The sequence below is a fragment of the Agromyces fucosus genome (genome assembly GCF_004134865.1).
Lineage (GTDB): Bacteria > Actinomycetota > Actinomycetes > Actinomycetales > Microbacteriaceae > Agromyces > Agromyces fucosus.
The window spans coordinates 608,824-628,364 of record NZ_SDPO01000003.1 but is presented as its reverse complement, the minus strand read 5'-3'; the positions used below and the strand labels follow the sequence as shown (position 1 = coordinate 628,364).

Genomic DNA, 19,541 nt, shown 5'->3' with positions numbered 1-19,541 from the left:
CGCCGATACATCGAGCGTAAACAAGGCGGATGCCTCGTGGGGCCCTGTTCGCCGTGGGCGCATCACGTTCGACGGTTGACGAACCCGGATCGACAGCCCTAACATATCGTTTATCGTTGGTATCGATATTCGTTAGGGAGATCATGAGCGCGACCACCACCCTCGCCCCAGCCGTCAAGCGCAGTGATGCCGTGGCCCTGTGGGCCTTCATGGCCGCCGGCGTCGGCATCGCCGCCTGGGCGGTCTGGTCGGCCGTCGCGCGCATCATCGAGGTGCTGCCGAATCAGGATGTCGCGGTGCAGGCCGAGTTCGCGGGCACGACGGCCGATGCGCCGATCGGCATCGACGGGGCGCCCGTCGCGATCGAGCTCGACAGCGCGATCATCACCGCGCCCTCGCTGCCGGCCGCATCGCTCGCCGCGCTCGTCATCCAGCAGCTCGTCCTGGCCGTCGTCGTCGTCAGCGTGGTGGCCTGCCTCGTCTGGCTCGCCTGGAACGTGAGCCGGAGCATCGTCTTCAGCCGCGCCAACACGCTGCTCGTCACCACCGCGGGATTCGTCGGAATCGTCGGCTTCTTCGCGGTGCCCTTCTTCGGCAACATGGCAGCGAACGGCGCCTTCGCGGTGCTCAGTGAACGCACCTTCGACAACGTGGTGATCTCGGTCGACCTGTTCCCGCTCATCCTCCTGACGTTCATCGCAGCGACGGCGGCGACCGTTTTCGGAGTCGGCGAGCGCCTGCAGCGCGACACCGAGGGTCTCGTCTGATGGCGCCGGCCGAGCCCGACGAGGCGACCGACATCCACTGCCGGCTCGATGAGCTGCTCGCCGACCGGGGCATGACGCTCACCCGCCTCGCCGAGCTCGTCGGCGTGAGCGTCGTGAACCTCAGCGTGCTGAAGAACGACCGCGCCCGCGCCATCCGCTTCTCGACGCTGCAGGCGGTCTGCGAGGTGCTCGACTGCGAGATCGGCGAGCTGCTGGTGCTCCGACCCGGACGTGGCCCGACTACTTGACCGGAACCGTGACCTCGGTGTCGGCGACCTCGACGACGAGAGGCTCCGTGGTGGTCACGGTCGTCGGGGTCCAGAAGAGGGTGGTGTGCGGCACGAAGTCCATCGTGCAGATCTGGTCGGCAGGTTGCTCGACGAGGTCGATCGCGACGCGATTGCCCTCACCGGCAGGCTCGAGCACGCGGATCTGATCGCCGATGACGGGACACGTCGAGCTGCCCGAGATCGTGAGCGCGAGCTGACCGCCGTCGGCCCACCACACGACCACCGGGCCGTCTTCGGACGACGGCGGCTCTTCGGTGTCGCCCGCCGCATCGGTGCCCGAGTCGACGTCGACCACGTCGGCGTCGGCCTCGGTCGGCACGCCGGGGAAGTTCTCGGCAGCCGTCGACGGCGGGTTGCACGCCGAGAGGAGGAACACCGACGAGACCGCCAGGGCGAGGAGACCGGCACGACGAAGACGCTGCGAAGGAGCCATACGGTCATGCTAACGGTCGGCCCCGTTCCGCGGGCGGGTGCCGCGCGTAGTATTTTCGGCATGAGCAACCTCGAGCGCGACCCGGCTGAACTGCTCTGTCCGCCCGAGGGCGCAGCTGCCCCGGCGATCGCCGTGCTCCAGCCGCGAGACGTGCCGCTCGGCGGCCCGCGGGCGATGAACGTGCGCCGCACGCTCCCCCAGCGCGGCCGCACGACGATCGGCGCCTGGTGCTTCGCCGACCACTACGGCCCCGACGACGTCACGGTCTCCGGCGGCATGGTCGTGCCGCCGCATCCGCACACGGGCCTGCAGACGGTCAGCTGGCTCTTCGAGGGCGAGATCGAGCACCGCGACAGCACCGGCAGCCACGAGATGGTGCGCCCCGGTGCGGTGAACCTGATGACCGCCGGGCGGGGCATCTCGCACTCCGAGGTCTCGACCCCGCAGACGACGCGCCTGCACGGCGTGCAGCTCTGGGTCGCGCTGCCCGACGCGGCCCGCCACGTCGCGCCGTTCTTCGAGCACGCGGAGATCGACGAGGTGCCGGTCGAGGATGCCGTCGTGCGCGTGTTCGCCGGGTCGCTGCCTGGCGTTGCGGCCGAGTCATCCGTCTCGCTCTTCTCACCCCTCGTCGGCGCGCAGATCGAACTGCCTGCGGGCGGCGAGGCCTGGATCGAACTCGACCCGTCGTTCGAGCACGGGCTGCTCGTCGACCTCGGCCCGGTCGGAGTGACCGTGGCGGCGCTCGACGGCGAGGTCGACGACTCGCACCGCCTCGTGCCGCTCGCCGAGACCGGCCGCACGGGCGTGCTCGAGCGGAGCGAGCTCGGCTACCTGCCGGTCGGCCACGAGGGCGTGCGGCTTCGAGCAGCGGATGCCCCGGTGCGCGTGATCCTCCTCGGCGGCGTGCCGTTCGAGGAAGCGCTCGTCATGTGGTGGAACTTCATCGGCCGCGACCACGACGAGATCGTCGAGTTCCGACGGCAGTGGCAGGCCGATGTCGTCGGCCGCGACAACCCCGACGGACGATTCGGCGACGTCGCCGGGTACGACGGTGCGCCGTTGCCCGCGCCCGAGCTGCCGACCGTGCACCTGAAGCCGCGCAACTAGCACGGCCTCGGGCGGCCCGACGGCCCGACGGACGGACGAGCGCCGCGGCATCCGCCCGGGCGCTTCCCGGGCTCCGCTCGGACTACTGCAGCGCCGAGGAGAGCCGCGCGAGGTTGTCGAGCACCGTCGAGCGGAGCGGCTGCCTCATCCACTCGTCGAGGGTCAGCTCGCGGCTGTGCCGGCGGTACCCGTCTTCGACGGCCCGCATCTCGCGCACGAACGACGCTCCGCGCACGAGGAGCGACACCTCCATGTTGAGCTCGAAGGAGCGGATGTCCATGTTGCTCGACCCGATCACGGCGACGTCGTCGTCGATCGTGAAGTGCTTGGAGTGCAGGATGTACGGCTCCTGGTACATGTAGATCTTCACGCCGGCACGCAGCAGCGCCTCGTAGTACGAACGCTGCGCGTGGTAGACGAGCGCCTGGTCGCCGATCTCAGAGACGAAGAGCTCGACGTGGATGCCCCGCTGCGTGGCGCCGCTGATCGCGCGCAGCATCGCCTCGTCGGGCACGAAGTACGGGCTCGTGAGGATGATGCGCTCTTCAGCCGCGTAGAGCAGCGCGAGGAAGAGCTTGAGGTTGTTCTCGTTCGAGTACCCCGGGCCGCTCGGTACGACCTGGCAGTCGAGGTCTTGGGCCTCGCCCGGCTGGTCGAGCGATTCCGAGAGGTCGCGCACGGGCTCCTCGCCGGTCTCGAGGTACCAGTCGGTGGCGAAGATGGCGTCGAGGCCCGCCACGATCGGCCCTTCGACGCGCGCCACGAGTTCTTTCCACTTCAGGCCGCGACGGATGTTGCTGCGCTTGTTGTAGCTCCGGTCGATGATGTTCTGCGAGCCCATGAAGCCGACCTCCCCGTCGACGACGAGGATCTTGCGGTGGTTGCGGAGGTCGGGTCGCTGGTACTTGCCCTTGAGCGGCTGCACCGGGAGCATGAGCTGCCACCGCACGCCCATGTCCGTGAGGCGCTTGAGGGTCCGGCGATAGCCCTTCACCCGCAGCGACGCCACGTGGTCGAGCATGAGGCGCACGTCGACGCCGCGGGCGACCGCCTCGCCGAGGGCGTCGAAGAACGGCGTCGTCGTCGCGTCGAGCGCGAGGATGTAGAACTCGACGTGCACGTAGCGCCTGGCACCCCGCACCGCGTCGGTCATGGCGTCGAGCGAGCCCTGGTAGTCGCCGATGAGGCTCGCGCTGTTGGAGCCGATGAGCGGCATCGAGCCGAGGTTGCGGTTCAGCCGGACCACGCCCTCGAACCAGCCGGGCCAGTGCCCCGGGTCGCTGACGCGTTCGACGCCGTGCGTGGACTCGCGGATGTAGCGGTCGACCTCGGCCTGCTTCTGCCGACGATGCTTGGGCAGCTTCGGATTCCCGATGAGGAGGAAGAAGAACACCCCGATGAACGGGAGGAAGAAGATCGCGAGGAGCCAGGCCATGCCAGCGGTCGGGCGGCGGTTTCGCGGCACCACGATGATCGCGGTGACACGGATGATCAGGTCGATGACGACGACGATGCCGGCGAAGAGGAGCGCCGTCTGCTCCGACGTCATGCCGGTCAGGCTGCCGGTCGGTGCTCGGCGAGCTTGGCCCGCTCCTCAGCCTCGATGCGGGAGTAGGCCTTGCGCTCGTTGCGGTCGGCGTGGATGACCGCGCGCATGACGAACCAGAAGATCAGCCCGATGAGCACGGTCGGCGCGAGCGACCAGATCGCATTCGCCCAGAATTCGTCCATAGGACCACCAGACTACCCGCGATATCTCGTGATGACCCCTTTGCTTAGTTTCCCTAACATACTAAGCTCGCCCCAGGTTCCAGCCCGTGGGGCGAACAAGGAGGATCGATGACGATTTCACTGCACCGGACCATGGCGATACTGGGAGGTGCGCTGCTGGCCGGAAGCCTGATCGCCGTGCCCGCGGCGAACGCCGAGCCCGTTTCGACGAACGTGGCCCTGTCCACCAATGGCGGCGTCGCCACCGCGTCGGGCGCCGAGCTCGCGAAATGGGCGGCGCCCATGGCCAACGACGGCGTGCGCGGCCTGCTGCCGAACGGCGAGCAGTCGCGCTGGTCCTCGAACTACAGCGACAGCGCCTGGCTCCAGGTGCAGCTCGCCGCGCCCACCACGCTCGATCACGTGACGCTCCGGTGGGAGGCGGCCTGCGCCGCGCAGTACAAGATCCAGGTGTCCGACGACGGCACCGCATGGACCGATGCGAGCGGCGTGCTGAACGGCACCTGCGACGGCATCGACCGAGTACCGCTGACCGCGGCCGGCGAGGTCTCCTACGTGCGCATGCAGGGCATCAAGCGCACCCCGATCGGCTCCAGCTTCTACGGCATGTCCCTGTGGGAGCTCGAGGCGTGGACCGGCGCAGAGCCGAAGGCGGTCGCGCCGCTCGGACTCGTGCCGATCCCGGCCACCGTGACCCCGCAGGACGGCGCCGGCTTCTCCCTCTCGGCGGCATCCCGCATCATCACGGCTCCCGCGTTCGGCGAATCGGCCGCCCGTCTCGCCGAGGTGCTCCGCGCCTCGACCGGGTACGAGCTGCCGGTGGTCGAGACCGGTGAGCCCGCGGCATCCGACATCGTGCTCGCCTCCGACGCCGCGGTCGGCGGCGGCAACGCCGAGGCGTACGAGCTCAGCGCCACCGCGAGCGGAGCGCGCATCGCCGCGGCCGACGCGCACGGCGCGTTCAACGGTGCGCAGACGCTGCGGCAGCTGTTCCCGGCCGCCGTGGAGTCGCCGACGGTCGTGCAGGCCGCGTGGACGACGCCCGCCCTCGAGATCGAGGACTCCCCGCGCTTCGGCTACCGGGGCGTCATGCTCGACGTGGCACGTTCGTTCCAGACCGTCGACGAGGTCAAGGAGATCATCGACGCGATCGCGTCGTTCAAGATGAACGTGCTGCACCTGCACCTCGCCGACGACCAGGGCTGGCGGATCGAGATCACGAACGAGGGCCGCGCCGCAGGCGACACGATCGACTACTCGCTGCTGACCACGGTCTCGGGCGCCAGGGCGATGACGCAGGGCGGCTACGGCGGCGAAGCCGGTCGAACCGGCTTCTACACGCAGGCCGACTACCAGGAACTGGTCGCCTACGCCGACGAGCGGTTCGTGCAGATCGTGCCCGAGATCGACCTGCCGGGTCACACCAACGCGGCGCTCGGGGCGATCCCGCAGCTGAACACCCCCGGCTCCTCGCACCCCGCGACGGCGACGCAGCCGACCGCACCGCACAACGGCTCGGGTGCCGTCGGATACTCCTACCTCGACCCGGACAGCGAGGTGACCTTCACCTTCATCCAGCACGTGCTCGGCCAGCTCTCGGGCCTGACCACCGGCGACCTGATCCACGTCGGCGGTGACGAGTCGCACGACATGGTGGCGCGCTACGGCCAGGCGAAATTCAACGCCTTCGTGGCACGCGTGCTCGGCATCGTGCATGGTCTCGGCAAGAGCGCCAACGGCTGGAACGAGATCGCTCGCACCACGTCGGCGCTGCAGGCCGGCGACAAGGTGCAGTACTGGGCCGGCTCGACCGCGGAGCTTCCCGCTGCCGCAGCGGCCGGTGCCAAGATCGTCGCCTCCCGCGGCTCGAGCTCGTACCTCGACATGAAGTACAACGCGAAGACGCCGATCGGGCTCACCTGGGCGTGCTCGGGCATCTGCGACCTCACGCAGTACTACTCGTGGAACCCCGGCACCTTCGTCAGCGGGCTCACCGAGGCGCAGGTCGCCGGGCCCGAGGCGCCGATGTGGAGCGAGACGATCCGCGGCGGCGACCAGGCCGAGTTCATGATGTTCCCGAGGGCGATCGCCCACGCCGAGATGGGATGGTCGCCGCAGGCCAAACGCGACGTCACCGACTTCACGCAGCGCGTGGGCGTGGTGGGCGCACGCCTGACCGCGGCCGGCGTCAACTACTACGACACCTCCCAGGCGACCTGGTTCGCCCAGGGCGCAGGCCTGCATGCCGAAGCGGATGTCGCTGCGCCGACGACGCTCCAGGTCGCACGGTTCTTCGCGCCGGGCACCAAGGCCGCGGCCGGCGGCGCGACGATCGCGGCCGATCTCGTCAACGACGCCGACGGCATCAGCAAGAGCGAGTTCGACGGCGCGTTCGGCGCGACGATCGAGTGGGGCGACGGCGCGACCTCTCCGGCGACGTTCACCGCGGAGCAGGTGCGCGGTGTGCTGAACTCCTCGGGCGCCTACGTGATCTCGGGCTCGCACGCGTACGACGCGGGCGGCTCGCGCAGCGGTCGGGTCGTCGGCTCCGACGGCCGGGTCGTCGCCGAGTTCACCGTGCAGGTCGGGGCCGAGGAGACCGTCGCGTTCGAGGCGACCGCCGAGACCCGCTGCCTCGGGTCGAAGGCGTACGTGGTCGTGCGCGCGACGAGCGGCGAGACGGCGCCGATCGACCTGACGATGCAGACCGCCTTCGGCGAGAAGTCGTTCTCGGCCGTCGCGGCCGGCAAGAACGCCACCAACTCGTTCGCGGTGCGCTCGGCGAGCGTGCCCGCCGGTGACGTGACCGTCACGGCGACCCGTACCGCCGACGGCGCGACGGTCTCGGCCGCGAAGACCATCGGGTACGACGCGCGCAGCTGCGGGTAGATGGAATGAGACGGGCGAAGGCCCGGTCGATCCTCGGGATCGACCGGGCCTTCGCCTTCAGCTTGTCCGGGAGACTCGTGTTCGAGCCCGCCGGGGACGGTCTACTCGGCGGCCTGGCGCCGACGGAGCAGGAACAGCAGTCCACCACCCAGCAGGAGGAGGAGCGCGATCCCCCCACCGGCCGCGAGGTTGACGCCCGTCACGGGCATCGGCGGGTGGAACGTGTTGGTGATGGCGCACGCGATCTCGTCACCGGGCGCCACCTCGAAGTCGGCTGCGTCGATCGCGACGGCGTCGCCGCCGCCCGCCGGAGTGACCTCGCACATCATCGGCCCGGCGGACCAGCCCGCCTCGACCGGCGTCTCAGCGATCGAGTAGCGCAACCCGGCATCGACGAGCTCGAAGACCGCCTCCGCCGTTCCGCTGACCGTGGTCACCTCGCGCGTTCGCGGGTCGCCGTCGGAGCCGAGTTGGGTGAGCACGAAGCCGAAGGTGCCGTCTCCGCCGACCGTCGACTTGGTGACCGTGATGATGCCCGGAAGCGCCTCGTTGTCGGCATCGCAGAGGAGGACGAGTCCCGGCATCGCCATGAACTGGAACCCATCGGCCTCGGGATCGAGATCGCCGTACGGCCCCTCGCCCGCTGTGCAGGTGATGTCACCGTTCACCCACCCCGGCGTCGCGCTCTCCACGATCGTGTAGCTCAGGCCGGGGATGAGCCCGTCCCAGCCGACGACCGGTTCGGCGTTCGTGGCGGTGCGCACGTCGCCCGCCTGGTCGGGTCCGGTGAGCGTGAAGTCGAACGACCACGCCGCCCCATCGGGGAGACCGGTCACGGACTTCAGGAGATCGACCTCCGTCGGGATGGCCGTGTTCAGCGCGGTGCACTCGAGCTCGAGCCCGGGCGTCACCTCGAACTGGAACCCGGCCGTCTCGGTGTCGGCGTCCTCGAGACCGGTGCAGACGATGTCATCGGCGGTCCAGCCGAACGGCAGCTCGTCTTCGACCAGCGTGTACGTGGAGCCGACCGTGAGGTCCTCCCACAGCGCGACCGCCGAGTCCGGCAGTGCCGAGCTGTCGACCGTCTGCGTGACGGGCGCACCATCGGGCTCCTCGGTGAGGGTGAAGTCGAAGCTCCACGCGAAGTCGTCGGAGACGCCTTCGACCGACTTGGCCAGCTCGACCGAGCCGGGGACCGCCGCGTTCGTGAACACGCAGGTCACGACCTGGCCGGGCGCGAGCTCGATCGTCGTTCCGTCGCCCTCGACGGTGCCGCAGGAGATGCCCTCGAGCGTCCAGTCCTCGGGCACCGTCTCGTCGACGGTGTAGGTGCCAGGAACGATGAGCCCCGAGTTCCACGGGTCGACCTCGTCGTCGTTCGCGTCATTGAGCGTGAACTCCTCGTGCGAGTCACCGCCGTCGAAGACGAAGCCGAAGTCCTGGTCGTATTCGTTGGGGATCGTCTCCTTGTCGACGAGGATGATCCCGCGCTCGGTGTTGGTGAAGGTGCACTCCACCGTCTCGCCCGGGTCGAGGTCGATGTCGACGGAGAAGTCGGTGAGGTCGACGACCGTGCCGCCATCGGGATCGGTGCAGACGAGGTTCGTCGTGTCGTATCCGTCGATCGGCGTCTCGGCGACCGCGTAGGCGCCGGGGACGAGGTCGGGGAAGTCCTCCGACCCGACGCCGCCGACCGTGGTGATCGAGAAGTCGCCGAGCGTCTCGCTCGCGAAGAGGAACTCGGCGTCGTCGAGGCCCTCGACGACCTTGTTGATGATGATCCTGCCGGCCTGCTCGTTCGTGAACGCGCAGTGCACTGTCGCGCCGGCCGTCGTGGTCACCGTCTCGCCGAACTCGATGGCGTCGCCTGCCGGATCGCAGGTCACGTCGACGAGGTCCCATCCGTCGGGCACGGTCTCCACGACGTCGACCTCGGCCCCGGGAGCGAACTGGAAGGTCTCGGTCTCACCGTCGGCCAGGTCGAACCCCTGCCCGTCGATCGTGAAGTCGAACAGTTCGGCCGAGCCGTCAGGCAGGGTGATCTTCTCGACCTCGACGAACGAGGTCGAGTTGGTCATCACGCAACCGGTGTTGACGTTCGGGTAGACCGCGAATTCCTCCCCCGTCGGCTCGCCGTCGTCGACCAGCGTGTAGGTCTCCTGCTGGCCGGTGCCAGGATTGGTCACGGTGCAGACGATGGATTCGAGCGCCCACGGCTCGGCGGCGTCGAAGGTCTCGGTGAGCTCGTAGTCATCGCCGGCGTTGATCGGCCCCCATGCGTGGGAGTCGCCGACCCCGATGGTGCCCGAGATGCCCTGGAGTGTCGGATCCGCATCGACGAGGGGCTGACCGAGGAGGTTGGTGCCGACGATCGTCTCACCGTGCACGTCGCCACCGCCCGAACGGGTGACGTCGTAGTCGAAGATCTCCCCGGACTCGACGCCCGGAGGGTTGCTGGCCTTGGCCACCGAGATCGTGCCACAGGTCGCGATGACGAGCGGGTCGGAGCCCGGACCGACGAAGTCGATGAGCTGCGCGTTCGAGCTGTTGCCGGTGCGGGTCACGTAACCGACCGCACGGAATCCCGTGCAGCCTTCGCCGTCGAACAGCCCGGCAGCGGTGAGGTCCACGGCGATCTCGCCGAAGGTCGCGGGCTCACCGGGAAGGTCGGGACCCTCGACGCGGGCGCCGACCGCCGCGTCATGCGGGAAGTCGGCCGCGAGGATCTCCCAGGTGCCGGCCCCGCCTTCGGCGCATTCGCCCACCCAGCCGAGGATGTTCACCTCGGTCGTGTCGCCCGCGGAGTCGTAGTTGAACTCCACGAGGATGTCGTCGCATCGCCCGGGGACGGGGCCTTGGAGCAACTGGTACGTGCTCATGTCGCCGTTGCCCTCGAGCCGCGTCCAGTACTGGTACAGCACGTAGTGGTCCACGCCCGCGACGTCGACGATCTCGTAGGCCGACGCCGAGCTGCAGCCGTTGGCCTTCGCGTTGACGTTGGCGGGCGCGATGTCCCAGGGGTTGTCGTCGGCCACCTGGCTGCCCGGCAGGCCGGTCGCGTCGGCGGCCTCGCAGCCGTCGGAATCGTTGTCCCATGAGAAGCTCGCGTCGACGATGCCGGTCGACTCATTGCCGTCGGCTGTCGTATACGTGCCGGTGGGCGTGAAGGTGTAGCTGCCGTCGGGTACCGGCGCAGTCAGAAAGGAGTCCCAGTCGAAGGTGTCGGGCGGCGAGCCGCCGTTCTTGTTGCCGTCGATCTGGAACCCGGTCGCGAGACCGCCGACGTCGGCCGCGTTGGCGGCGGACGTCGCGAAGGCGACGGGTGCGATGAGCGCGACGAGCAGTGCTCCAGTCGCGAGCAGCGCGGTGCGGGGGCGTTGTTGAACCACGGTCGGACTCCTGTGTTCGGGTTCACCCGGCACCGAAGCCGGGTGGTCACATGAGGCGAAAGTAGCGCTTCTCGAGGATTCCTCGCGCCCCCCGAACGGGCCACGCGGGCGGCGGTGCGGCGGCGATCGACGGCCTTCGTTTCACGGGCTCGGCGAATCGGGGTACACCCCGCTCGACGGACCCGGCATCGACGCAGGCCGCAGCTTCCGGAGCGGTTCACATGGGGGACACGGTTCGTCCGCGAATCGAGTCCGAATCGTTACAGAAATCCGGCTCAGCCGCCGGTGATGATGCCCCAAACGCCCGATCCGAGCAGGTAGAGGCCGATCGCGCCCACCACGATCCAGATGCCGAGCCGCATGTTCGACGGGCGCTTCGGGTCCTTGTCGGGTTCGAGTTCGCCCTTCGGCAGGTAGTCGTTCATGCGCGGCATCCGCTCTCTCGTCGACTCACGTGACCGGTTCGACTCACGTGACCGGTTCGACTCACTTGACCAGGGGGAAGAGGATCGTCTCGCGGATGCCGAGGCCGGTGAGGGCCATCAGCAGCCGGTCGATGCCCATGCCCATGCCGCCCGACGGCGGCATGCCGAACTCGAGCGCGCGGAGGAACTCCTCATCGAGGCGCATCGCCTCGGGGTCGCCGCCGGCGGCGAGCTTCGCCTGCTCGACGAAGCGCTCGCGCTGCACGACGGGGTCGACGAGCTCGGAGTAGCCCGTCGCGAGCTCGAAGCCGCGGATGTAGAGGTCCCACTTCTCGACCACGCCCGGGATCGAGCGGTGCTCGCGCACGAGGGGCGAGGTGTCGAGCGGGAAGTCCATGACGAACGTCGGCCGAACGAGGCCCGACTTCACGTGGTGCTCCCAGAGCTCTTCCACGTACTTGCCGGGCAGCGGGTGGTCGACCTCGACGCCCGCGTCGTCGGCGAGCTGCTTCAGCCGCTCGACCGGGGTCGAGGAGGTGATCGTCTCGCCGATCGCCTCGGACAGCGAGTCGTACATCGAGATGCGCGCCCAGTCGCCGCCGAGGTCGAAGTCGGTGCCGTCGGCCCAGGTCACGACGTGCGAGCCCGACGTCGCGAGCGCGGCATCCTGGATGAGCTGCTGCGTGAGATCGGCGATCGTGTTGTAGTCGCCGTACGCCTCGTAGGCCTCGAGCATCGCGAACTCGGGCGAGTGCGTCGAGTCGGCGCCCTCGTTGCGGAAGTTGCGGTTGATCTCGTAGACGCGCTCGATGCCGCCGACGACGGCGCGCTTGAGGTAGAGCTCGGGAGCGATGCGCAGGTACAGCTCGGTGTCGAACGCGTTCGACTGCGTGACGAACGGGCGAGCGGATGCCCCGCCGTGCATCACCTGCAGCATCGGCGTCTCGACCTCGATGAAGCCGAGCGAGTCGAACGTGCGTCGCAGGCTCGCGTTGACCTTCGCCCGGTCGATGACGTTCTTGCGGGCCTGGTCGCGGGAGATCAGGTCGAGGTAGCGGCTGCGCACGCGCATCTCTTCGGAGAGCTCGTTGTGCAGGTTCGGCAGCGGCAGGATCGCCTTCGAGGCGATGCGCCACTCCTTGACCATGATCGACAGCTCGCCGCGTCGGCTCGTGATGACCTCGCCGGCGACGAAGACGTGGTCGCCCAGGTCGACAAGCTCCTTCCATTCGGCGAGCGACTCCTCGCCGACCTCGGCGAGGGAGACCATCGCCTGGATGCGGTTGCCGTCGCCGGCCTGGAGCGTTGCGAAGCACAGCTTGCCGGTGTTGCGCGAGTGCACGACGCGGCCGGCGACGCCGACCTGCTCGCCGCTCGCCTCGTCGACGCCGAGCCCGACGAAGCGGTCGCGCACCTCGGGGATCGTCGCCGTGATCGGCAGGCGCACCGGGTACGCACCGAAGGCGCGGTCGTCGGATGCCGCGATCAGCCGCTCGCGCTTGGCGAGGCGCACGGCCTTCTGCTCGGAGATCTCAGCAGCGCTGATCTCCTCGGCAGTGGGCTCGGGCGCGGCATCCGTCTGATTCTCGGCCATCGTTCTCTCTCGTCGTGCGAAAAGGTGCGTGCACCAGCCTACTTGGGCGAGCGCCGCGGCCGTCCCTCGGCCACGACCGCGGAGATCTGCGCGACGTCGGCGAGACATCGCCCTCCGCTCCGGTTCTGCGCAGTTGTCCGAAACCCTGGCGGGCGGCGTGCGCAGGCGCGAGGTCAGCCGAGCGTGATGGCGGCGTTGTCGATGAGGCGGGTCGCACCGACCCGCGCGGCGACGAGCACGACGGCCGGCCCGCGCGCGTCGTCGGCGACGGGTAGGAAGGTCTCGGGGTCGACGACCACGAGGTAGTCGAGGGTGACGTCGTCGTGGTCGCCGAACGCGGCGGCACCCTCGGCGAGCACCTCGGCGAGGCCGTCGGGCGCCGCGGCATCCGCTGCGCGCAGCGCTTCGCTCAGGGTGAGCGCTGCGGCGCGGTGCTCGGGATCGAGGAAGCGATTGCGACTCGAGAGCGCGAGGCCGTCGGTCTCGCGGACGGTCGGCACGACCTCGATCGAGGTCGCCACGTCGAGGTCGTCGACCATGCGGCGCACGAGGAACACCTGCTGCGCGTCCTTCTGGCCGAAGACCGCGACGTCGGGACGCACGATGTTGAGCAGCTTGCCGACGACGGTCAGCATGCCGTCGAAGTGGCCGGGGCGGGAGGCACCCTCGTAGAGCGAGCCGACGCGGCCCGCGGTGAGCATCGTGCCGACGGGGCCGTTCGGGTACATCTCGGCGACCGTCGGTGCGAAGACGAACTCGACCCCGAGCCCGTCGAGCGCCTCGACGTCGGCGTCGAGCGTGCGCGGGTAACGGTCGAGGTCTTCGCTCGGGCCGAACTGCAGCGGGTTCACGAAGATCGACACGACGACGACGTCGGCGAGCTCGCGAGCATGCGAGACGAGTGCCAGATGGCCGGCGTGCAGCGCGCCCATGGTCGGCACGAGCGCGACGGATGCCCCGGCCGCGCGGCGCTCGGCGAGGCGCTCGCGCAGTTCGGCGATGGTGGGCACGACACGTGCGCCCGATGCGGACCCGGTCACGCGCCACCCCCCAGCGGCCAGTCGGAATCGGCCTCGTCGATCGTATCGGCACCATCGACGTATGCGCCGCTGTCATGCCGCGCGAGCGCGTTCTCGACAGTGCTGCGCACGAGCGGGGCGAGCACCGCGCCCGGCCGGGTCATGCCGATGCCGGAGAGGATTCCGCTGGCCTGGTCGACGATCGCGCTGGAGAACGAGACGGCGGTGTCGATCGCCTCTCCGTAGGCGCCGCGATCGCGCTCTGCCACGATCACGGGCTCGCCGCCCATCTCGACGACGAGCGCCTGGCCGATCGGGAGCACGGGTGCCGGCGCGGTGACCGCGAACCAGGTGCCCGGCAGGCGGGCGAGATCGATGCTCGTGCCCGTGAAGCTCATCGCCGGGTGCACGGCGAGCGGGATGGCGCCAGCGAGCCGCGCCGGTTCGAGCACTCCGGTGCCGAACCGGGCGACGGTGTGCAGCACGAGCTGACCCGGCTGCCAGACGCCCGCGTCGGCGAGACCCGCCACGAGCGGGCCGAGCTCGGACTCGGGCACGGCGAGCAGCACGAGCTCGCTGCGCTCGATGATCTCGGGAATCGGCAGCACGGGGACCGAGGGCAGCATCGTCGCCGCCCGCTCCCGGCTCGCCTCGGAGACCGCCGCGATGCCGGTGAGGGCGTGTCCGGCCCCGGCGAGCGCCGAGGCGAGCACGGCGCCCACGCGACCGGCGCCGATCGTGCCGACGCCGAGCCGTCCGGGTCGATCAGTCGACATGGAGGGACTCCGTCTCGTTGGCAGGGGCCGGCACGGCCCCCCAATGGTGGGAGGTGTCGATCGCCGCACGTTCGATCGCCTCGTGCGCGAGTCGCTCGAAGAGCGCGGCCGCGACGGTGCGATCGGCGACGGGCAGCAGCGCGCTGACCGGGCCGGTCACCGTGTGCAGCCGCAGCGTCGCGAGGTCGAGCGCGCGTTCGATCGGACCGACCGACACGGCGACCGACTGCATGCGTGCGAGCGGCACCAGGCTGAGGCTGCGGATGAGTGCGCCGCGACGGATGACGGCGACGCCGGCCGTTTCGGCGAGGCCGATGCGCTTCCACGAGAACGGTCGCAACCATGCGGCGCGCTTCGGGGTGACTGAGAAGCCGCCGGCGTCGCCGCGGCCCACGAGACCGGCGTCGACGAGGGCCTCGACCTCGGCTGCGGCATCGGGCAGGAGCAGGGCGAGCACCCGGTGGACATCGGCCGCGGTGCCGACGGGAAGCACGATCGTGCGCTGCGCCGCCTCGCCTGAAGCGGAGACCGATTGTCCGGCGACGTTGATGCGGACCGACCACCAGCCGAACGGCCGCCAGAACACCCACTGGGTGGCCTCGACGGCGTGCACGCGCCCCGGCGGGATCGTCTGGTTGCCGGTCGAGAGCAGACCGTGCCCGATGCGCACGCCGTCGGGCGTGCCGGCGATCGAGTAGCGCAGCGACTTCGTGATGCGCGACCACGTGTAACTGACGAGACCGATGGCCGCGGGAACGAAGCTGAAGAGCACCCACATCTGGCCGGTCGTGACGCCGACGACGATGATCGCGACCAGGATGATCGCCCAGATCGTCGATCCGCCGAGCAGCGTCGAGCCGATGACCCTGCCGAGCGGCAGGTGCACGACCGACTCGGGCGGCGCGAGGTCGGGATCGAGCTCGGGGGCCAGGAACTCGTCGACGCGCTGGGTCACGAGTGCGCCGGCCCGGGCGCTCACCGGGGTGCGCTGGCCTGCGGCACCGACCGCAGGAACGCCTGCGCCGGTACCGTCGGCAGCAGGAGCATCGGCTGCCGCAGCGGGTGCGCCGGGCTCCTGAGCCGTGCCGGGAACCGCCACGACTCCGGGAGCGACGACCGACGATGCATCCGCTCGGCCGTCGACCGCTCCTGCAGCCGGAGCGACCGCACCCTGCGCCCGCTCGGCGCGCGCGCCCGATGCGAGGCGCAGCACGTCGGCGCGCAGCGCGTCGGCGAGGGCCGACCCGAGGTAGGCGAGCTGCACGTTCGCCGACTGCCCGGCGACCGAGATCTCGAGCTTCGCGGTGCCGAAGAGCCGCGCGAAGAGCGGACGGTTGACGTTGATGCCCTGGATGCGATCGAGCCTGGCGCTCCGGTGCGAGCGGAAGAGGATGCCGCTGCGAACCTCGACCGCCTCGGGCGTGACCCGGAACGTGTGCATGCGCCACGACAGCCAGAAGCCGATGACGACCGCGATGATGACCGCGGCGAGGGCGAGCAGCGCCCAGCCCACGAGCCCGTTCACCACGATGCCGCCGACCGGGTCGTTGGCCCAGTCCTGCTGCCACTCGCCGTACTCGGCGTCGATCGGCGCGGTCGACTCGGGCGCGAAGATCGCCAGGAAGATCTCGATGACCCGCTCGCGCAGGTTCGCGATGATGAAGCCGATCACCGCGATGAACACGAGGCCGCCGCGCAGCAACGGGCTCGCCGGGTGGAGCCGGTGCCACTCGCCGTCGGCGAGGTTCACCACTCCCTGCGGGCGGACCGGACCGCTCACAGTCCCGCCCGGCGCGACTCGGCGAGGGCGACGAGTTCGTCGCGCAGTCGGTCGGCCTCCGCCATCGGCAGTCCGGGCACCGTGACGGCGCTCGATGCGGCCGCGGTCACGAACTTGAGGTCGGCCAGGCCGAGCGCGCGCGCGACGGGACCCCGGGTGATGTCGACGAGCTGCATGCGACCGTAGGGCACCGCGACCTGTCGCTGGAACATGATGCCGCGGCGGAAGAGCAGGTCGTCGGCGCGCAGTCGGTACTGGATCGACCGCACGCGGCGCGGCTCGAACGCGATGCCGACGAGCGAGACCAGGGCGATCGCCCCGGCGACCCACAGCGCCCACTGCCAGTGCAGCAGGAAGTAGGCCCCGAGCGCGAGCCCGACGAAGACGAGCATGCCGATGATCGATCCGACCACCTCGACGAGCACGTACTTGGGCGAGACCCGAAGCCAGCCGGTGTCGGATGCCTCGGGCTGCTGCGCATCGTCGAAGGGCGGCTGCGCATCGCCGAGATGCTGCGGCTGCTGGTGCGGCTGCGCCTCGTCGTGCACGGTCTCATCGGGTTGGAGGCCGGGCGCCTCAGGCATGTGCGTGCTCTTCCTTCTCGGTGTCGGTGTCGTCGGGCGGCAGCGTGCAGAAGAACTCGGCGATGAGGCCGCCGGCCATGAGAAGTGCCGCGCCGATCGCGGTGGCGATCGCGAGCCAGATCGTGGCCGGCGACGGCACGACGCTGCGGGTCACCAGGAACAGGGTGATGCCGAGACCGAAGCCGAGCATGAGGGCCCCGCTCAGGCTGCAGGCCTTCGCGAGCACGGCGGTGCGCATGGCCCGGAACGGGTCGAGGTGCTTGGTCGCCTTGCCCTTCACGGCCCGGCGGATCGGCCAGGCGAAGGCCACGACGAGCGCCGCGACGCCCGCCAGGGTGATCGGGAGCGAGAGCGGCGGCACGATCGCCTTCGACCCGTTCGAGACGATCGCGAGGTCGATGAGATACCCGGCGACGATGCCCGCGAGCACGAACGCGATGATGGTCGACGGATGCGTGCGCTTCATCGGCGCTCCACCTCATCGTCAGCGGCGGCGCGCAGGGCGGCGATCGGTCCGCGACCCGCGAGCTCGGCGTCGGGGTCGACGTCGAGCCAGGGCGCCAGCACGAACGCCCGCTGCCAGGCCCGGGGGTGCGGCAGCGTCAGGCGCTCGTCGTCGAGCACGACGCCCGCGACGTCGATGAGGTCGAGGTCGAGCGTGCGGTCGCCCCAGTGCTCGGTGCGCACGCGGCCGTGCTCGAGCTCGATGCGCTGCAGCAGCTCGAGCAGGGCGTGCGGCTCGAGCAGCGTCTCGACGACGACGACGCCGTTCAGGTAACGGGGGGCGTCGACGTCGACACCGCTGTCTTTGATGGCCGCGGTCTCGTACACCGGCGACACGGCCACGAGCTCGACGCCGGATGCCTCGGCGATCTCCCGCACCGCGGCGGCGATGGTCGCCTCGCGGTCGTCGAGGTTCGCCCCGAACGCGATGACGGCGCGCGTCATGCCCGGCCCCGCACGATCGTGACGGCGACGTCGCCGAACGGCACGGTGATGGGCGCCTGCGGCTTGTGCACCGTGACCTCGACCTCGTCGACGGCGGCGAAGCCGAGCGCCACCGCGGCGACCCGCTCGGCGACGGTCTCGATGAGGTCGACGGGATCGCGCTCGACCGCGGCGACGACGGCCTCGGCGAGCTCGCCGTAGTGCACCGTGCGGTCGAGTTCGTCGGATGCCGCTGCTGCCGCGAGGTCGACGGCGACCGAGACGTCGATCACGAACTCCTGCCCCTCGACGCGTTCGAAGTCGAACACGCCGTGATGGGCGCGCACACGAAGCCCGGTGAGGGTGATCCGGTCGCCTCGCCCGGGATTGCGCAGTTCAGTCACGTCGTCCACTCTGCCATGCGCCGAGGACGTCGAGGGCTCGACGCGTGCCCTGCACGTCGTGCACCCGCACGGCCCACGCGCCGGCCTGCGCGGCGAGCACGCTCACGACCGCCGTCGGCAGGTCGCGGTCGGTGACGGATGCGTCGCCCGGCAGCATCGCGCCGAGGAACCGCTTGCGCGACGCGCCGACGAGCATCGGCAGCCCGAGACCGGCGAGCACGTCGAGCCGGCCGAGCAGCTCCCAGTTCTGGTCGCCGCGCTTGGCGAAGCCGAGCCCTGGGTCGAGGATGAGCCGCTCGTGGTCGACCCCGGCCGCCACGAGCGCGTCGACCCGCTGGGCGAGCTCGTCGCGCACCTCGACGGCGACGTCGGCGTACTCGGCGAGCGAGTCCATGCGGTCGGAGTGGCCGCGCCAGTGCATGGCGACGTAGCGTGCGCCCGTCTCGGCCGCGATCGGGCCCATCGCCGCGTCGGCGAGGCCCGCCGACACGTCGTTGATGATCTCGGCCCCAGCCTCGACCGCGGCCTGCGCCGTGGCGGCGCGCATCGTGTCGACACTCACCCGGATGCCGCGGCCGGCGAGCTCCCTGATGACGGGCACGACGCGGCGCAGCTCCTCTTCGGGCTCGACCCGGGCGGCCCCCGGACGTGTGGACTCTCCCCCGACGTCGAGGATGTCGGCGCCGTCGGCCACGAGCTCGAGCCCGTGCGCGATCGCGGCATCGGCGTCGAACCAGCGGCCTCCGTCGCTGAACGAATCGGGCGTCACGTTCACCACGCCCATGACGAGCGTGCGATCAGGCATTCGTCTGGGCCCCGATGAGCGTGATGATCTCGCTCCGGGCGGCCGGCTCCGACAGCGCACCGCGGCTCGCGATCGTCACCGTGGAGCTCCGCTCCTGCCGGGAGCCGCGCGTGGTCACGCAGCGGTGCTGGGCGTCGAGCACGACGAGGACGCCCTTCGGGTCGAGTCCGGCCACGAGCGCGTCGGCGATCTCCTCGGCGAGCCGCTCCTGCAGCTGGGGCCGGCGCGCGAGGGTGTCGACGACCGCGGGGATGCGACCGAGCCCGACCACCCGGTCGCCCGGCAGGTACGCCACGTGCGCGGTGCCGACGAACGGGAGCAGGTGGTGCTCGCAGACGGACCGGAACGCGAGGTCGCGGAGCACAACCGCGTCGGAGGTCGCGGGCACGCCGGCATCCGTCGCCCCGATCGGAACCGAGTCGGCGAGGTGACTGAGCGGATCGACGTCGAGTCCGCCGAAGAAGTCGGCGTAGGCCTCGGCAACGCGCTGGGGCGTGCGCTCCAAGCCCGGTCGCGACGGGTCTTCACCGATCGCGAGCAGGATCTCGTGCACTGCACGCTGGATGCGCTCGGCGTCCACTCCGGCCATGTTCCCCTTCTTCGGGTCGACGGACTCGC

Annotated in this window: 19 protein-coding genes; 4 read left to right on the top strand and 15 right to left on the bottom strand. The window is 70.2% G+C overall.

All coding sequences use genetic code 11. From position 1 onward, the window contains the following. Positions 1-143: 143 nt before the first annotated feature. Positions 144-767 (top strand): hypothetical protein, encoded by a 624-nt coding sequence (locus ESP57_RS14355; RefSeq protein WP_129232068.1) that lies wholly within the window; start codon positions 144-146, stop codon positions 765-767. Continuing rightward, entirely contained in the window at positions 767-1,015 is a 249-nt protein-coding gene (locus ESP57_RS14350; RefSeq protein WP_115961102.1) for a helix-turn-helix domain-containing protein, read from the top strand. The genes ESP57_RS14355 and ESP57_RS14350 overlap by 1 nt, the downstream gene beginning before the upstream one ends. Here ESP57_RS14350 and ESP57_RS14345 read toward each other — a convergent pair. Then, on the bottom strand, positions 1,008-1,490 hold the full coding sequence (locus ESP57_RS14345; RefSeq protein ID WP_129232067.1) for a hypothetical protein: 483 nt from the start codon (positions 1,488-1,490) through the stop codon (positions 1,008-1,010). The genes ESP57_RS14350 and ESP57_RS14345 overlap by 8 nt on opposite strands. Before the next feature lie 60 nt (positions 1,491-1,550). On the opposite strand from ESP57_RS14345, the gene ESP57_RS14340 reads away from it, so the two are divergent. Further along, positions 1,551-2,600: a pirin family protein gene (locus tag ESP57_RS14340; protein ID WP_129232066.1), complete on the top strand. Its 1,050-nt coding sequence runs from the start codon at positions 1,551-1,553 to the stop codon at positions 2,598-2,600. A gap of 82 nt (positions 2,601-2,682) precedes the next feature. On the opposite strand, the gene cls is transcribed toward ESP57_RS14340, so the two are convergent. After that, positions 2,683-4,149: a cardiolipin synthase gene (gene cls, locus ESP57_RS14335; protein ID WP_056011090.1), complete on the bottom strand. Its 1,467-nt coding sequence runs from the start codon at positions 4,147-4,149 to the stop codon at positions 2,683-2,685. 5 nt (positions 4,150-4,154) lie between these two features. Continuing rightward, positions 4,155-4,331, bottom strand: a complete 177-nt coding sequence (locus tag ESP57_RS18490) for a hypothetical protein (protein ID WP_056011093.1) — start codon at positions 4,329-4,331, stop codon at positions 4,155-4,157. A gap of 108 nt (positions 4,332-4,439) precedes the next feature. Between ESP57_RS18490 and ESP57_RS14330 the strand changes: the two genes are divergently transcribed. Beyond that, complete coding sequence (locus ESP57_RS14330) at positions 4,440-7,220, top strand: family 20 glycosylhydrolase (protein WP_129232065.1); 2,781 nt, start codon at positions 4,440-4,442, stop codon at positions 7,218-7,220. Positions 7,221-7,321: 101 nt separating this feature from the next. Here ESP57_RS14330 and ESP57_RS14325 read toward each other — a convergent pair whose 3' ends face one another. The 12 genes from ESP57_RS14325 to folE form a co-directional block, all read right to left on the bottom strand. Next, positions 7,322-10,609: a prealbumin-like fold domain-containing protein gene (locus tag ESP57_RS14325; protein ID WP_129232064.1), complete on the bottom strand. Its 3,288-nt coding sequence runs from the start codon at positions 10,607-10,609 to the stop codon at positions 7,322-7,324. Positions 10,610-10,884: 275 nt separating this feature from the next. Beyond that, on the bottom strand, positions 10,885-11,034 hold the full coding sequence (locus tag ESP57_RS18485) for a hypothetical protein (protein WP_157377077.1): 150 nt from the start codon (positions 11,032-11,034) through the stop codon (positions 10,885-10,887). Between the two features lie 61 nt (positions 11,035-11,095). Continuing rightward, positions 11,096-12,628: a lysine--tRNA ligase gene (gene lysS / locus ESP57_RS14320; RefSeq protein WP_115961084.1), complete on the bottom strand. Its 1,533-nt coding sequence runs from the start codon at positions 12,626-12,628 to the stop codon at positions 11,096-11,098. Between the two features lie 173 nt (positions 12,629-12,801). Next, entirely contained in the window at positions 12,802-13,668 is an 867-nt protein-coding gene (gene panC / locus ESP57_RS14315) for a pantoate--beta-alanine ligase (RefSeq protein ID WP_129232063.1), read from the bottom strand. Beyond that, entirely contained in the window at positions 13,665-14,423 is a 759-nt protein-coding gene (locus ESP57_RS14310; protein ID WP_129232062.1) for a Rossmann-like and DUF2520 domain-containing protein, read from the bottom strand. Before ESP57_RS14310 ends, panC begins: the two co-directional genes overlap by 4 nt. Further along, positions 14,413-16,203, bottom strand: a complete 1,791-nt coding sequence (locus tag ESP57_RS14305; RefSeq protein ID WP_129232061.1) for a PH domain-containing protein — start codon at positions 16,201-16,203, stop codon at positions 14,413-14,415. Before ESP57_RS14305 ends, ESP57_RS14310 begins: the two co-directional genes overlap by 11 nt. After that, entirely contained in the window at positions 16,200-16,787 is a 588-nt protein-coding gene (locus tag ESP57_RS14300; protein WP_129232060.1) for a PH domain-containing protein, read from the bottom strand. Before ESP57_RS14300 ends, ESP57_RS14305 begins: the two co-directional genes overlap by 4 nt. Next, positions 16,780-17,253, bottom strand: a complete 474-nt coding sequence (locus ESP57_RS14295) for a DUF3180 domain-containing protein (RefSeq protein WP_115961069.1) — start codon at positions 17,251-17,253, stop codon at positions 16,780-16,782. The genes ESP57_RS14300 and ESP57_RS14295 overlap by 8 nt, the downstream gene beginning before the upstream one ends. After that, positions 17,250-17,735, bottom strand: a complete 486-nt coding sequence (folK, locus tag ESP57_RS14290) for a 2-amino-4-hydroxy-6-hydroxymethyldihydropteridine diphosphokinase (RefSeq protein ID WP_129232059.1) — start codon at positions 17,733-17,735, stop codon at positions 17,250-17,252. Before folK ends, ESP57_RS14295 begins: the two co-directional genes overlap by 4 nt. Further along, a complete protein-coding gene (gene folB, locus ESP57_RS14285; RefSeq protein ID WP_235507731.1) occupies positions 17,732-18,118 on the bottom strand; it encodes a dihydroneopterin aldolase in 387 nt (128 codons plus the stop codon). Before folB ends, folK begins: the two co-directional genes overlap by 4 nt. Continuing rightward, positions 18,111-18,923 carry a dihydropteroate synthase gene (gene folP, locus ESP57_RS14280; RefSeq protein ID WP_129232058.1) on the bottom strand — a complete coding sequence of 271 codons (813 nt, stop codon included), beginning with the start codon at positions 18,921-18,923 and terminating at the stop codon, positions 18,111-18,113. The genes folB and folP overlap by 8 nt, the downstream gene beginning before the upstream one ends. Further along, positions 18,916-19,512: a GTP cyclohydrolase I gene (gene folE, locus ESP57_RS14275; protein ID WP_056011120.1), complete on the bottom strand. Its 597-nt coding sequence runs from the start codon at positions 19,510-19,512 to the stop codon at positions 18,916-18,918. Before folE ends, folP begins: the two co-directional genes overlap by 8 nt. Between the last annotated feature and the right edge of the window lie 29 nt (positions 19,513-19,541).

Excerpts from the sequence above, each read along its gene's own strand:
- ESP57_RS14355 (WP_129232068.1), top strand. The coding sequence starts at position 144 with ATGAGCGCGACCACCACCCTCGCCCCAGCCGTCAAGCGCAGTGATGCC.
- ESP57_RS14350 (WP_115961102.1), top strand. The coding sequence starts at position 767 with ATGGCGCCGGCCGAGCCCGACGAGGCGACCGACATCCACTGCCGGCTC.
- ESP57_RS14345 (WP_129232067.1), bottom strand. The coding sequence starts at position 1,490 with ATGGCTCCTTCGCAGCGTCTTCGTCGTGCCGGTCTCCTCGCCCTGGCG.
- ESP57_RS14340 (WP_129232066.1), top strand. The coding sequence starts at position 1,551 with ATGAGCAACCTCGAGCGCGACCCGGCTGAACTGCTCTGTCCGCCCGAG.
- cls (WP_056011090.1), bottom strand. The coding sequence starts at position 4,149 with ATGACGTCGGAGCAGACGGCGCTCCTCTTCGCCGGCATCGTCGTCGTC.
- ESP57_RS18490 (WP_056011093.1), bottom strand. The coding sequence starts at position 4,331 with ATGGACGAATTCTGGGCGAATGCGATCTGGTCGCTCGCGCCGACCGTG.
- ESP57_RS14330 (WP_129232065.1), top strand. The coding sequence starts at position 4,440 with ATGACGATTTCACTGCACCGGACCATGGCGATACTGGGAGGTGCGCTG.
- ESP57_RS18485 (WP_157377077.1), bottom strand. The coding sequence starts at position 11,034 with ATGAACGACTACCTGCCGAAGGGCGAACTCGAACCCGACAAGGACCCG.
- lysS (WP_115961084.1), bottom strand. The coding sequence starts at position 12,628 with ATGGCCGAGAATCAGACGGATGCCGCGCCCGAGCCCACTGCCGAGGAG.
- ESP57_RS14310 (WP_129232062.1), bottom strand. The coding sequence starts at position 14,423 with ATGTCGACTGATCGACCCGGACGGCTCGGCGTCGGCACGATCGGCGCC.
- ESP57_RS14300 (WP_129232060.1), bottom strand. The coding sequence starts at position 16,787 with ATGCCTGAGGCGCCCGGCCTCCAACCCGATGAGACCGTGCACGACGAG.
- ESP57_RS14295 (WP_115961069.1), bottom strand. The coding sequence starts at position 17,253 with ATGAAGCGCACGCATCCGTCGACCATCATCGCGTTCGTGCTCGCGGGC.
- folK (WP_129232059.1), bottom strand. The coding sequence starts at position 17,735 with ATGACGCGCGCCGTCATCGCGTTCGGGGCGAACCTCGACGACCGCGAG.
- folP (WP_129232058.1), bottom strand. The coding sequence starts at position 18,923 with ATGCCTGATCGCACGCTCGTCATGGGCGTGGTGAACGTGACGCCCGAT.
- folE (WP_056011120.1), bottom strand. The coding sequence starts at position 19,512 with ATGGCCGGAGTGGACGCCGAGCGCATCCAGCGTGCAGTGCACGAGATC.